At 74.6% G+C, this 12,748-nt stretch carries 9 protein-coding genes; 4 read left to right on the top strand and 5 right to left on the bottom strand.

What is annotated here, in order from left to right; genetic code table 11:
- Positions 1 to 121 precede the first annotated feature (121 nt).
- Complete coding sequence (locus ACZ51I_RS00475) at positions 122 to 1,126, top strand: AraC family transcriptional regulator (RefSeq protein ID WP_468870537.1); 1,005 nt, start codon at positions 122 to 124, stop codon at positions 1,124 to 1,126.
- Positions 1,127 to 1,338: 212 nt separating this feature from the next.
- Here ACZ51I_RS00475 and ACZ51I_RS00470 read toward each other — a convergent pair whose 3' ends face one another.
- Positions 1,339 to 2,148, bottom strand: coding sequence for an NAD-dependent epimerase/dehydratase family protein (locus tag ACZ51I_RS00470; RefSeq protein ID WP_468870535.1), 810 nt, complete (start codon positions 2,146 to 2,148; stop codon positions 1,339 to 1,341).
- 231 nt (positions 2,149 to 2,379) lie between these two features.
- On the opposite strand from ACZ51I_RS00470, the gene ACZ51I_RS00465 reads away from it, so the two are divergent.
- On the top strand, positions 2,380 to 3,312 hold the full coding sequence (locus ACZ51I_RS00465) for a 5-dehydro-4-deoxyglucarate dehydratase (protein ID WP_468870534.1): 933 nt from the start codon (positions 2,380 to 2,382) through the stop codon (positions 3,310 to 3,312).
- Positions 3,309 to 4,442 carry a hypothetical protein gene (locus ACZ51I_RS00460; protein WP_468870533.1) on the top strand — a complete coding sequence of 378 codons (1,134 nt, stop codon included), beginning with the start codon at positions 3,309 to 3,311 and terminating at the stop codon, positions 4,440 to 4,442. Before ACZ51I_RS00465 ends, ACZ51I_RS00460 begins: the two co-directional genes overlap by 4 nt.
- 32 nt (positions 4,443 to 4,474) lie before the next feature.
- On the opposite strand, the gene ACZ51I_RS00455 is transcribed toward ACZ51I_RS00460, so the two are convergent.
- The 4 genes from ACZ51I_RS00455 to ACZ51I_RS00440 form a co-directional block, all read right to left on the bottom strand.
- Positions 4,475 to 7,267, bottom strand: a complete 2,793-nt coding sequence (locus tag ACZ51I_RS00455) for a SpoIIE family protein phosphatase (protein ID WP_468870531.1) — start codon at positions 7,265 to 7,267, stop codon at positions 4,475 to 4,477.
- Positions 7,264 to 9,330 (bottom strand): SpoIIE family protein phosphatase, encoded by a 2,067-nt coding sequence (locus ACZ51I_RS00450; RefSeq protein ID WP_468870530.1) that lies wholly within the window; start codon positions 9,328 to 9,330, stop codon positions 7,264 to 7,266. The genes ACZ51I_RS00455 and ACZ51I_RS00450 overlap by 4 nt, the downstream gene beginning before the upstream one ends.
- 137 nt (positions 9,331 to 9,467) lie before the next feature.
- Entirely contained in the window at positions 9,468 to 9,851 is a 384-nt protein-coding gene (locus ACZ51I_RS00445; protein WP_468871655.1) for a hypothetical protein, read from the bottom strand.
- 156 nt (positions 9,852 to 10,007) lie between these two features.
- On the bottom strand, positions 10,008 to 11,456 hold the full coding sequence (locus ACZ51I_RS00440) for a peptidoglycan D,D-transpeptidase FtsI family protein (protein WP_468870528.1): 1,449 nt from the start codon (positions 11,454 to 11,456) through the stop codon (positions 10,008 to 10,010).
- 204 nt (positions 11,457 to 11,660) lie between these two features.
- On the opposite strand from ACZ51I_RS00440, the gene ACZ51I_RS00435 reads away from it, so the two are divergent.
- Positions 11,661 to 12,731: a hypothetical protein gene (locus ACZ51I_RS00435; protein WP_468871654.1), complete on the top strand. Its 1,071-nt coding sequence runs from the start codon at positions 11,661 to 11,663 to the stop codon at positions 12,729 to 12,731.
- Positions 12,732 to 12,748: the final 17 nt, after the last annotated feature.

Below are 12,748 nucleotides of genomic sequence, written 5' to 3'. Positions count from 1 at the left end.
TACCAGCGGCCGGTTCGGCCACTCCGGTGACGGGGGTGGGTCCCGCCGCCCACTGCCTCGCGGCATGCCGGGCATCCCGCCGTTCCCGGTCAGATCCGTCATATGAATATTCTTTCGGTCCATGGGAGCTGTGGGGGCCGGGGGCGGCACGGGGGCGACGGGCGGAAGCTCGTTCCGGACGGAGGACGTGGACGAGGCGCGCGAGGAGCTGGACGCGCGCTACTACGCGAACCGCATGGCCGTCGTCGACCGGGAGCGGCGCCCCTTCGCGGCCCGCTTCGACACCGTGACGCTCGGGCCGCTGGTCATCGGCGACCTCACCTGCGGCGCCGACGTGCGGATGAGCTTCGGAGAGCTCGGCGCGTACCACCTCAACGCCCCTCTGAGCGGGACGATGGAGATGCGCCAGGGCGGCGGCTCCCCCGTCGTCGCGACACCCGCCGAGGCGCTGCTCCTCGACCCGGCGGGTGACACCGTCCTCGACCGCTGGAGCGGGGACTGCCGGACCCTGTCCGTGAAGGTCGGGGCGGCCGCCCTGCGCGAGCGCCTCGAACAGCTGATGGGCCGGGCACCACGCGGCCCGCTCGTCCTCGCGCCCCGCCTGGACATCACGCGCGGCCCCGGCCTGAGCTGGGTGCGCTTCGCCCGCCAGGTCGCCGCGGAGGCGCTCGCCGGGGAGGGGCTCGCCACGCACGAGCTGGTCGCCAGGCCCCTCCAGGAGGCGCTGCTCAACGGGCTGCTCCTGGCCGCCGAGCACCCCTGGCGCGAGGCGCTCGCCCACCCGGGGGAGGCGCGTCGCCCGGCCCCCGTCAAGCGCGCGATGGACGCCGTGCGGGAACGCCCCGAGCACCCGTTCACGACGACCGAACTCGCCGCCCTGGCCCGGGTGAGCGTGCGGCGCCTCCAGGAGTCCTTCCGGGAGTACGTGGGGATGTCGCCGATGGCGTACGTGCGGGAGGTCCGGCTCGACCGGGTCCGCGAGGAGCTGCGGGCGGGCGCGCCGGACGAGGTGAGCGTGAGCGAGGTGGCCTGGCGCTGGGGCTTCGCCCACCAGGGCCGGTTCGCGGCGCGCTACCGGGAGAAGTTCGGCGAGTCGCCGTCCTGGACGCTCCGGGCGAGCCGCTGAGGCGTCGGGCGGGCCCGGGAGGGGGGCGTGCGCCGGTTCGTGATTCCGTGATCCAACCCGTCGCGCAATCCGGACAGGTGCCGCGTTCCGCGGCTCGCGATGATCTTCGGCCGGGCCTACGGTGAGCTGGTCGGGTGCGCCAGGGCGCACCGTGACCCGGGCCCCGGCCGGCTCCCCCCGTATCAGTCCGGCCGGGTCCTGCGTACCCCTGTTCAGTGCGGCCAGCGGGGCGGGTCCACGCAGAAGTGGCCGCCCAGGTAGAGGTCGTCGGCGCTGCCCTCCGCCGGGAGGCCCTTGTCGGCGACGATCTTCTCCGCGTACGTCTCCGAGTCGTCCTCCGGCGCGTAGCCGAGCGCCCGAGCGGTGGAGAGGTCCCACCGCGCGCGCGTGTTGGCGGACGAGCCGTACACGACCGTGTGGGCCACGTCCTCGGCGGTGAGGGCGGCGTGCAGGAGGCGGGCGCAGTCGGCGGGGCTGAGCCACATGGAGAGCATCCGTACCGAGGTGGGCTCCGGGTAGCAGGAGCCGATGCGCACGGAGACGGTCTCGATCCCGTGCAGGTCCCAGTAGAGCTGGGCCAGGTCCTCGCCGAAGCACTTGGACAGGCCGTAGAAGGTGTCGGGCCGGTGCGGGGTGTCGACCGGGATCAGCGGTTCGCCCTCGCGCGGGCGGCGCGTGAAGCCGACCGCGTGGTTGCTGGAGGCGAAGACCACGCGGCGGACGCCCTCCTCACGGGCGGCCTCGTAGAGGTGGTGGGTGCCGGCGATGTTGGCGGCCATGATCTGCTCGAAGCCGGCCTCCAGGGAGATGCCCGCCAGGTGCACGATCGCGTCGACGCCCCGGACCGCCTCGCGCAGCGCCGCGCGGTCCGCGAGGTCGGCGACGATCGAGTCCGGGGCACCGGGCACGGGAGCGACGTCCAGGAGGCGGAGCTCGTAGCCGTACGGGGGCAGCAGCTCCCGCATCAGCGTGCCGACGCCCCCGGCGGCGCCGGTGAGCAGGACGGTGCGGGGTGCGGACATGGGGCGGGTCTCCTCCGTCGAGTGGCGTTCATTCACATGGGTGGCAACCAGAGCGGCATTCACAACCGTGGACACGCTAGGGAGCCGTCCGACGGAGCGTCAAGATCCTTGACCGAGGTGCGCAATCGTCTTGACCGGCCGATCGGCGCTGCTCTAGCGTGCGTGAGGTCAGCGTTCATGCATATGGATGAAAGTCATAACTATGCACGACGGACTTCCCTGGGAGCGCCCGTGACCACTGTCCCGCTCGCCGGCCGGCTCGACGGCCTGCTGTTCTTCCCCGTCACCGCCTTCGCACCCGACGGCTCCGTCGACCTCGGCGCCTTCCGCGCCCACGTCCGCGCCGGTGTCGAGGCGGGCGCCGCGGCCGTGTTCGCCTGCTGCGGCACCGGCGAGTTCCACGCCCTCACCCCCGAGGAGTTCCGGGTCTGCGTCGCCGCCGCCGTCGAGGAGGCCGCCGGCCGCGTCCCCGTCGTCGCCGGCGCCGGCTACGGCACCGCCCTCGCGATCCACTACGCGCGCCTCGCCGAGGAGGCCGGCGCCGACGGGCTCCTCGCCATGCCCCCCTACCTCGTCGTCGCCGACCAGGCCGGCCTGCTCCGCCACTACACCGAACTCGCCGCCGCCACCTCGCTCGACGTCATCGTCTACCAGCGGGACAACGCGGTCCTCACCCCCGACACCGCCGTCGCCCTCGCCCGCACCGAGGGCGTCATCGGACTCAAGGACGGCCTCGGCGACCTCGGCCTCATGCAGCGGATCGTCAGCGCCGTCCGCTCCGAGGGCCTCGACCTGCTGTACTTCAACGGCCTGCCGACCGCCGAACTCACCGGCGCCGCCTACCGGGGCATCGGCGTCACCCTCTACTCCTCCGCCGTCTTCTGCTTCGCCCCCGACCTCGCCCTCGCCTACCACCGCGCCCTCACCACCGGCGACGACGCCACCGTCGACCTCCTCGTCGACGGCTTCTACCGGCCGCTCGTCGAACTCCGCGACCAGGGTCGGGGGTACGCCGTCTCGCTCGTCAAGGCGGCGGTCCGCAGGGGCGGTCTGGACGTGGGCGAGGTACGGCCGCCGCTGAGCGAGCCCGCCCCCGAGCACGTCGACGCCCTCATGCTGCTCGTCGAGCGCGGCCGGGCCCTGCTCAAGGAGGCCGGCGCGTGAGGGCCGGAGCCTTCCTCTACCCCTGGGACGTCGACGGCGACCCCGCCGCGCCCGGCCTCCTCGCCGAACTCGGCCTCGCGCAGATCACCCTCGCCGCCGCCTACCACTCCACCCGGGCGCTGAGCCCCCGTCACCCGTCCCACCGGATCGTCACCGCCGAGCACGCCGCCGTCCTCTACCCGCCGGACCCCGGCCGCTGGGCGGGCCGCGCCCTCCGCCCGTACCCGGCGGGGGAGTGGGCGCCCGGCGACGCCTACGGACGGGCCGCCGAGGCCCTCGCCGGCGCCGGCCTCGACGTGCACAGCTGGGTCGTCCTCGCGCACAACTCCCGCCTCGGCGCCGAGCACCCCGAGACCTCCGTCGTCAACGCCCACGGCGACCGCTACCCGTGGGCCCCCTGCGTCGCCCGCCCCGAGGTCCGCGCCCTCCTCGTCGACCTCGCCGCCGAGGCCGCCGTCCGGCCCGGCGCGACCGGCACGGAACTGGAGTCCTGCGGCTGGTACGGCCTCGCCCACCTGCACGCCCACGACAAGACGGCCGGGATCGCCCTGGGGGAGCGCGAGCAGCTCCTCATGTCGCTCTGCTTCTGCTCCTCCTGCCGCGAGGGGTACGGGGACGAGGGCGCCGACCCCGACGAGCTGGCCGCCGCCGTACGCACCGCCCTGGAGCCCGTGTGGACCGGCCGCGGACCGGCGGGCCGGCTCGGCGCCCTGGAGGCCCCCGCCCTCGCCTGGCGCGCGCGGACCGCCCGTACCTTCCAGGAGGCCGCCGTCGCCGCCGTGCGCGCCGCCGCCCCGCCCGGCTTCCGCGTCCTGCTGCACGCCGACCCCGACCCGTACCGCTGCGGCGCCGACGCCGGCACGGACCCGGCACACGTCCTGGACCTCGCGGACGGCGTCGTCGCCCGCCCGCCGAGGCTCGCCGCCTTCGCGGACCACGCCCGTCCGGGGACCGTCCTCGCCGCCAACCTCTCCGTCGTCACCGGCATGGGCGGCGCCCCCGAGCACCTGGCGCGGGACGCCGGGTACGCGTGCGGGGCGGGCGCGACGGAACTCCGCCTCTACCACGCCGGTCTCGCCTCGGACGAGGACCTGACCGCCGTCCGGACGGCGCTGCGGAAGCTGGGATAGGGCCTGTCCGCCGGACAGGCCGGCGCCCGGCCTCACCACGCCAGGTCCTCCAGCGCGTCCAGGTCCGGCACGACCATCGCCACCGGCTCGGAGCCGTCCGCGCCGCCCACCCGCAGCTCCGCCCAGATCGTCTTGCCGCGCCGGGCGTACCGCGTCCCCCAGCGCTCCGCGTACTGCGCGACCAGATAGAGCCCGCGCCCGCCCTCGTCCGTCGTCGCCGCGTGCCGCAGGTGCGGCGAGGTGCTGCTGCCGTCCGAGACCTCGCAGATCAGCGTCCGGTCGTGGAGGAGCCGTACGCGCACCGGGTCGGCCCCGTACCGCACCGCGTTCGTGATCAGCTCGCTGAGGATCAGCTCCGCCGTGAACGCGAGCCCGTCGAGCCCCCACTCCGACAGCTTCGCCGCAGCCGCGTTCCGTACCGGCGACACCGCCGAGGGATCCCGCGGCACCTCCCACTCGGCGATCCGGCTCCGGTCGAGCAGCCGGGTCTCCGCCACGAGCAGCGCGATGTCGTCGCGCGGCGCGGGCGAGAGGAGCGTCGCCAGCACGTCCGCGCAGATCTGCTCCGGGCTCCTGCCCGGCTGGGCGAGCGTCGACCGCAGCAGCCCCAGACCCGTGTCCAGGTCGCGCCCGTGGTCCTCGAGGAGCCCGTCCGTGAACAGGACCAGCTTGCTGCCCTCCGGCAACCGCAGCTCGGTCGACTCGAAGGGCACGTCGCCCAGGCCGAGCCCCAGCGGCAGCCCCGGCGACAGCTCGGGGAACTCGACCCCGCCGTCGGGCCCCACCAGAGCAGGACCGGGATGACCCGCGCTCGCCACCGTGCACAGCCCGGACGCCGGGTCGTAGATCGCGTACAGACACGTCGCGCCGGTGATGCCCTCGTCCCGCCGCCGCCCCTCGCCGTCCGTGCCCCCCGACTCCCGGTCCTCGACCCGGCCCGTCAGCTCGTCGAGGTGGCCGAGCAGCTCGTCCGGCGGCACGTCCAGGGTCGAGAAGTTGTGCACCGCCGTCCGCAGCCGCCCCATGGTCGCCGCCGCGTGCAACCCGTGCCCCACCACGTCCCCCACCACGAGCGCCACCCGCGCCCCCGGCAGCGGGATCACGTCGAACCAGTCGCCGCCCACCCCGGCCTTCGCCGGCAGATAGCGGTACGCCACCTCCACCGCGCTCTGCTCCGGCAGCACCCGGGGCAGCAGGCTCCGCTGGAGCGTCACCGCCATCGCGTGCTCGCGCGTGAACCGGCGCGCGTTGTCGATCGCGACCGCCGCCCGCGCCGCCAGCTCCTCCGCGAACGACAGGTCCTCCTCCCCGAACGGCTCCGGGGTGTCCGCGCGCCAGAAGTTCGCCATCCCGAGGACCACCCCACGGGCGAGCAGCGGCACCGTGAGCAGCGAGTGCATCCCGTACGCCAGGGCCTGCGCCGCCCCTTCCGGATCCTGCTCCCGCCAGCCCTCCGCGGCGGCCAGCTCCGGCTCCACCACCGCGTGCGCCGCGTGCAGGGCCTTCGCCATCGGAGTGCTGGGCACGTGGAAACGGACGGTGTCCCCGACCGGCTGGAGCGGCTGGTCGGGCCGCAGCCCGCTCATCGCCGTCCGCCGCATCTCCGTGGACGTCGCAGCGGCCCCCGGGGGCTCCTCCCCGCGCAGCACCGGTTCCAGCAGCTCCACCGTCGCGAAGTCCGCGAACCCGGGCACCGCCACCTCGGCCAGCTCCTCCGCCGTCCGGACGACCTCCAGCGTCGTCCCGATCCGCACCCCCGCCTCGTACAGCAGCTGGAGCCGGCCGCGGGCCACCGCCGCCCGGCCGGTCACGGCCGCCAGCTCCGTGGTGTCCCGCATCGTCATCACGCTGCCCGCCCCGCCGCCCCCGTCCGGGAGGGTGGGCCGCACGCTCACCGCGAGCAGCCGGTCGCCGGCCCGGTGGACCTCGTCGGTCGCCGCCCGCCCCGACTCCAGGAGCTCGACCGTACGGGGATCGAGACCGAGCTCCGAGACGTGCCGCCGCTCCGCGTCCGCCGGCAGGCCGAGCAGCCGGCGCGCCTCGTCGTTGGCCAGCAGCAGCCGGTGGTCGGCGCCCATGATCAGGACACCTTCCCGGACCGCGTGCAGCACCGCCTCGTGGTGCTCCTTCATCCGGGTCATCTCCGCCGGCCCGAGACCGTGCGTCTGCCGCCGCAGCCGCCGGCTGACCAGCGCCGCGCCGCCCACGGCCGCCGCCAGGGCGCCGCATGCCGCACCGAGGAGCAGCGGCAGCCGATCCTGCACCGAGTGCGCGATGCTCTCCACCTCGATGCCGCTGCTGACCAGGCCGACGACGCGGCCCCGGTCGTCCACCACCGGGACCACGGCCCGCACGGCGTCGTTCGGCGCGCCATGGAACAGCTCCGTGTACGACTCGCCGTCCACGCTCGCCCGCGACAGGTCCCCGGTGGCCTTCTGGCCGATCAGCTCCGGCTGCGAGTCCGTGTACCGCACGCCCGAGGGGCTCAGCACCGCGATGAAGTCCACGCCCGTCGCCCGCCGGGTGGCCTCCGCCCGGCTCTGGAGCTCCGCCGTCGGATCGGGCGAGGTGAGGGCCGTGTCGATGCCGGGCGCGTGCGCGAAGGCCTCCGCGACGGCGAGCGAGCGGATCCGGGCGTCCCGCTCGGTGTCCCGCCGCTCCTGGTGGAAGGTCACGAACGCCGCCACGGCGATCACCAGGAGCGCGATCAGCGCCTCCAGGGCGAACACCTGCCCGGCGACGCTCCGAAGGCCCGTGCCGTGCCTCCTGCCCCGCTCCGCTTCTCGCGCCGGGTCCCGCCCGTGCCGCCGGGTCCGCCTCGTCATCCCGTGCTCCGGGCGATCAGGAGCGCCACGTCGTCCGGCGCGCCCGGTCGGCGCAACGCCCGCAGCAGCCGGTCACAGGTCTCCTCGAGCGGTCCGCGCGCCTCGTCGAGGAGGTGTACGAGCAGGGCGAGCCGCTCGTCGATCGAGTCCGTGCGGGTCTCGATCAGGCCGTCCGTGTAGAGCACCAGGCGGTCCCCGGGCCGGAACGGCACCCGGGTCGTCCGGAACGTGCCGCCGCCGACGCCCAGCGGCACCCCCGTGGACAGCCGCACCAGCTCGGCCGGCCCGTCCACCGGGACCCGGACGGGCGGGAGGTGGCCCGCGTTCGCGATCCTGCACCGCTGCCGCACCGGGTCGTGCACGGCGAAGAGACAGGTCGCGATGTAGTGCTCGAGCCCCGCCGTGATCCGGTCCAGATGCCGCAGGACCTGGGCGGGGGACAGGTCGAGGTCCGCGAACGCGCAGGTCGCGGTCCGCAGCCGGCCCATCGTGGCCGCCGCGTCGATCCCGCTGCCCATCACGTCCCCGACGACGAGCGCCGTCTTGTCGTCGGGCAGCGCGATCACGTCGTACCAGTCGCCGCCGACCTCGCTCGACGCGTGCGCAGGCTGGTAACGGGCGGCGACCTCCAGGCCCGTCCGCGCGGGGGGAGCTCCCGGCAGCAGACTGCGCTGGAGCGTCACCGCCGAGTTCCGCACGCTCTGGTACCAGCGCGCGTTGTCGATGCTGACGGCCGCGCGGGCCGCCAGCTCCGTCGCGAGCAGGACGTCGTCCCCGTCGAAGGGCAGCGCGTTGCGGTCCCGCTTGAGGTCGAGGGCGCCCAGCACCTCGCCGCGCGCGATCAGCGGCACCGCCAGGTACGAGTGGACCCCGGCCCGGGCGAGCAGCTCCGCGGCCTCCGGGCTCCGGGCGATCCTCGCCAGGTCGCCCGGACCCACGTGCTCCACCAGGACCGGCCGGCCGGTGTGCACGCACCGGGTGACGAGCCGGTCCGCGCCGTACATCGCGACCTCCCCGGGCGGGTCCGCCGCCGGCAGCGCCTCCGTGCCGCCCTCCGCCTTCACCGCGAGCGCCCGGAACAGTTCGGGCCCCTCGTCGGGCGCGCCGGGTCTGCGCAGCGCCAGGACCGAGTCGAGGACGTCGACGGCGGCGATGTCCGCGAGCTCCGGCACCACCACCGAGGCCAGCTCGTCGGCCGTCCGCTCCACCTCCAGGGTGGTGCCCACCCGGGCGGAGGCGTCCGCGATGAGCGCCAGCCGCCGCCGGGACCGGTCGGCGTCCGCGTCCGCCCGGTGCCGCTCGGTCACGTCGATCACCGAGGCCGCGACGCCCTGGACGCGCCCGTCGGTGCCCTCGAGCCGGTAGAAGGAGAGGGACCAGTTGTGCTCGTGCTCCGGGTCCGCCGGGGTCCGGCCCGTCACGGGGTGGTCCAGGAGGGGCCTCCCCGTGGCCAGCACCGAACGCAGCGCCGCGTCCAGGGCCGCGCCGTCGACCTGCGGGAGCATGTCGGAGATCCGCCGGCCCAGGTGCTCCGCGGCCGGGATGCCGTTGATCCGCTCCAGGGCCGGGTTCACCAGGACGTAGCGCAGGTCGTTGTCGAGGACCGCGAGGCCGATGGGCGACTGGGAGACCAGCCGGTCGGAGAGCGCGAGCTCCGTCTCGATCCGCTCGACGGTGGCGCCGTCGGCGGCGATCCCCAGCGCGTACAGGTCGCCGAGGTCGTCGGTGAGCCGCATGTTGCGGAACTCCACCCGCCGGGTGGAGCCGTCCTTGAGCCGTACGGGGAAGGTGCCCGCCCAGGCCGAGCCGCCGTGCAGCACCTCGCCGAAGAGGCGCTTCGCCTCCTCACGGTGCTCCTCGCCGACGATCAGCCGGGCCACGTACTGGCCGAGGGCCTCGCCGGCGCGGAACCCGAAGAGGGTCTCCGCCTGCGGGCTCCACAGCACGATCCGCCCGCGGGCGTCCACGACGACGGCCGCGACCCCGAGCACGTCGAGGAGCCCCTTGCCGTCCAGGGGCACACCGACCCGCCCTGTCGTCCCCGGGAAGGAACCGGCCGTCACACTGCCCTCCCTCCGCGGCGCCCACGCGCCTGTCTCCATGCTCCCCGCCCAGGGGCCGCCCCGCACCGCGAGGCACGCCCGTGGTATTCCGTGCCGGGAGGCTCGTACGCACGGTGGTGGAAACGCTGGCTCGCCGCTTACGTCCGCGTCTCCGCCCGCTTTTCGTACCGCAGCGCGAGCCCCGTCACCACCGCGCCGAGGCCCTCCCACAGGCCCACGCCGATGAAGCCGGCCGGGGCGCGGCCGGTGACGACCGCGAGGGTGAAGACGGCGCAGGTGAGCAGCCGGAAGGGGACCGTCCAGCGGAAGAAGGGCTTCCAGTCGGCGAGGGCGGCCAGGACGTAGTAGACGCCCATGTTGAGCGCGGCCATCGAGGAGGCCGTGAGGAAGACCAGGGTGTGGTCCCCCTCCGCGCGCCCGCCCTCGGGCACCGGATCGAAGCCCATGACGGTGAGCAGGGCGTCCGGGGCGACCAGGCCCACCACCCCCAGGGCCGCGGCGAGCACGCCGAAGACCGCCATGGTCCAGCCGGAGAGGGAACGGGGCAGGCGCACGGCGGTCCTCCGTGGGACGAGAGCAGGGGCACGCCCCACGATTCGCACGCGTCAGCGAATCGTGGGGCCTGCCCCTGCATATCGTGTGACGGGACCCGACGGCCAATCAGCCCCCGGCTCACGTCACTTCAGCGCCGCCTCCATCATCTTCCGCGCCACCGGGGCCGCCAGGCCGTTGCCGCTGACCTCGGAGCGGGCGGCGCCCGAGTCCTCGATCATCACCGCGACGGCGACCTGCTTCCCGGTCGAGGGGTCCTTCGCGTAGGACGTGAACCAGGCGTACGGCGTCTTGCTGTTGTTCTCGCCGTGCTGCGCGGTGCCGGTCTTGCCGCCGACCTCGGCGCCGTCCACGGCCGCGTTGGTGCCCGTGCCCTTCTCCACCACGGTCACCATCGCGCTCCGCAGCTGCTCGGCCGTCGAGGAGGAGACGATCCGCTCGGTGTCCCCGTCCTCGAACGAGGTCAGCGGGTCGCCGTCGGAGTCGACGACCCGCGAGACCATGTGCGGGGCGGCGAGCAATCCGTCGTTGGCGATCGCGGCCGACACCATGGCCATCTGGAGCGGCGTGGCGGTGACGTCGAACTGGCCGATGCCCGTCAGGGCCGTCTGCGCCCTGTCCATGCCGGAGGGGTACACGCTCGCGTAGGCGCGGACCGGGACGTCCAGTTCGGTGTCGTTGAAGCCGAACTTCTCCGCCATCGCCCTCACCTTGTCCTGCCCCAGGTCGGCGGCCATCTTGGCGAAGACGTTGTTGCAGGAGTACTGGAGCGCGGTGCGGATCGTGGCGTTCTCGCAGGGCGCGGAGGCGTTCTCGTTCCTCAGCACGGTCCGGGTGCCGGGCAGGGTGTACGGGTCGGGGCTCTTCGTCGCCGTGTCCACGGAGCCGTACAGCCCGTCCTCCAGGGCGGCGGCCGCGACGACCAGCTTGAAGGTGGAACCGGGCGGGAGCGGCTGCCGGAGCGCGCGGTTCACCAGCGGCTTGTCCTCGTCGGTGGTCAGCTCCTTCCAGACGTCGCCGTCGTTCGTCCCGGAGATCTTCGACGGGTCGTAGGACGGGGTGGAGACCATGGCGAGGATCCGGCCGGTCGCCGGATCGACGGCGACGGCCGCGCCCTTCTTGCCGCCGAGCGCCCGGTGGGCGGCCTTCTGCACGGCGGGGTCGATCGTGGTGAGGACCGTGCCCGGCTCCTGCTGCTTGCGGGTGACGGCGTCCACCGGGTTCTTCAGCCGGTCGTCGGTGCCGTCGAGGACATCGGAGTAGATGCCCTCCAGCTGGGTGGCGCCGTACGCCTGCGAGCTGTAGCCGGTGACCGCCGCGTACAGCTCGCCGTCCGTGTAGGTGCGCTTGTACGCGAGATCCGATCCCTCCGTCCTCTTCGAGCCGGTGACCGGGGAGCCGGCCACGACGATGTTCCCGAGCGGCCGCGCGTACTGCGCGATGGTCTTCCGCCGGTTCTTCGAGTCGTCCGCGAGCGCCTTGCCTTCGTACGCCTGCACCCAGGTGGCCCGCCCGAGGAGGGCGAGCACCAGGACCAGGACGAAGACCGACGTGTGCCTGATCGTCTTGTTCATCGCACTTCTGGGGACGAACGGACCGGGGGCGGACGTTCCGGATGTGTCCCGTTTCTCAGCGAACCTTCATGTCCGGAGCCCCGGAGCCCCGGCCGTCGGGGCCGGGCGCCCCGCCGTGCGATCATGCGGGAGCCCTGGGGAGGGGCCGTGGACGTACGAGAAGGGGAGGGGTCGCACGTGAGTGGGGAACGGGACGGTTCGTCGGTGCCGGACGAGGTGTGGGAGGAGTTCCTGCGGACCTCCGGCGAGAGCGCGGGCGTCGCCCCGAAGGAGCCGTCCGCCCGTGAGCGCGAGGCCGCGGGCCGGCCGCCGGCGCGGCCCGCGGAGCCGGCACCGTGGCGCGCGCACCCGCCCGTGCACATCGGGCGGCCCCCGCGGCCCCGGCGGAGGAAGGGCTGGTACGTGGCGGGGTTCGCGGCCTCCCTCGTGCTGCTCCTCGTGGCCGTGGATCCGGGGGGCCTCGTCGGCTGGTCCGGCCGCGGGGACGCGGACGGGAAGCCCCTCGCGCAGGAGTCGGCGCGGCCGGAGGAGGCGCCTCCCGCCGAGCCCGGCGGCCGGCCCACCCTCGCCGAGCCCTTCCGCGGCTCCCCGGCGGCCCACTGGGCGAACGGCACGGCCGGCATCACCGTCCCCGCCGCGAAGGCGACCGGCTGGATGACCAAGGCGGAGGTGGAGCGCGCGCTCGCCCGGACCCGCGACTTCCTCGCCGCGTCCGGCCTGGACCCGGCGGTGCTGCGCGGAGGGCGCCCGGAGAAGGCGATCGCCCTCATGAACCCCCACCAGCGCGACGTGACGACCTTCGTGACGACCTCGCTGCGCGCCCCGGACAAGGACCACGACCCGCTGCTGCTCTTCAGCCGCTTCGACCCGGCGCAGGCGCGCCCGGCCGGTGACGTGGTGAAGACCCGCGGCCGGATGACCTACCGGGAGGGGCGGCGCGGGGCCCTGGAGGTGACGGCCGACGTCACGTACGTGTACCCGGTCGCGCCGGCCGGCGGCGGCGACGAGGTCGTGCGCGTGATCGTGCGGCGGGAGACCATGGTGAGCTGGGACGACCCGGCGAAGGTGGTCACCGAGAAGGGGACCTTCAGCCTCCTGTCGTACAAGACCGACATGACGAACGGCGGTTGTGACGAGGTCACCGGCTATTTCCGGCCGGAGTTCGGCGGGGGAGGGTCCGGTGGGGGCACGAGCGGCGAGACCGTCGACCCGTACGACCGCACGGAGCCGATCACCGAGGGCCGCGACGGCTGCGGGACCGCCACGCGGTCCTGAGCCCCGGGCAGCCGCCG

The sequence above is a fragment of the Streptomyces sp. NPDC034084 genome, from assembly GCF_055575535.1.
This window is presented reverse-complemented; position numbering and strand designations above follow the sequence as displayed.

Bases quoted from the DNA above. Each gene is read 5' to 3' on its own strand.
- ACZ51I_RS00470 (WP_468870535.1), bottom strand. From the start codon at position 2,148: ATGTCCGCACCCCGCACCGTCCTGCTCACCGGCGCCGCCGGGGGCGTC.
- ACZ51I_RS00440 (WP_468870528.1), bottom strand. From the start codon at position 11,456: ATGAACAAGACGATCAGGCACACGTCGGTCTTCGTCCTGGTCCTGGTG.
- ACZ51I_RS00475 (WP_468870537.1), top strand. From the start codon at position 122: ATGGGAGCTGTGGGGGCCGGGGGCGGCACGGGGGCGACGGGCGGAAGC.
- ACZ51I_RS00455 (WP_468870531.1), bottom strand. From the start codon at position 7,267: ATGACGAGGCGGACCCGGCGGCACGGGCGGGACCCGGCGCGAGAAGCG.
- ACZ51I_RS00445 (WP_468871655.1), bottom strand. From the start codon at position 9,851: ATGGCGGTCTTCGGCGTGCTCGCCGCGGCCCTGGGGGTGGTGGGCCTG.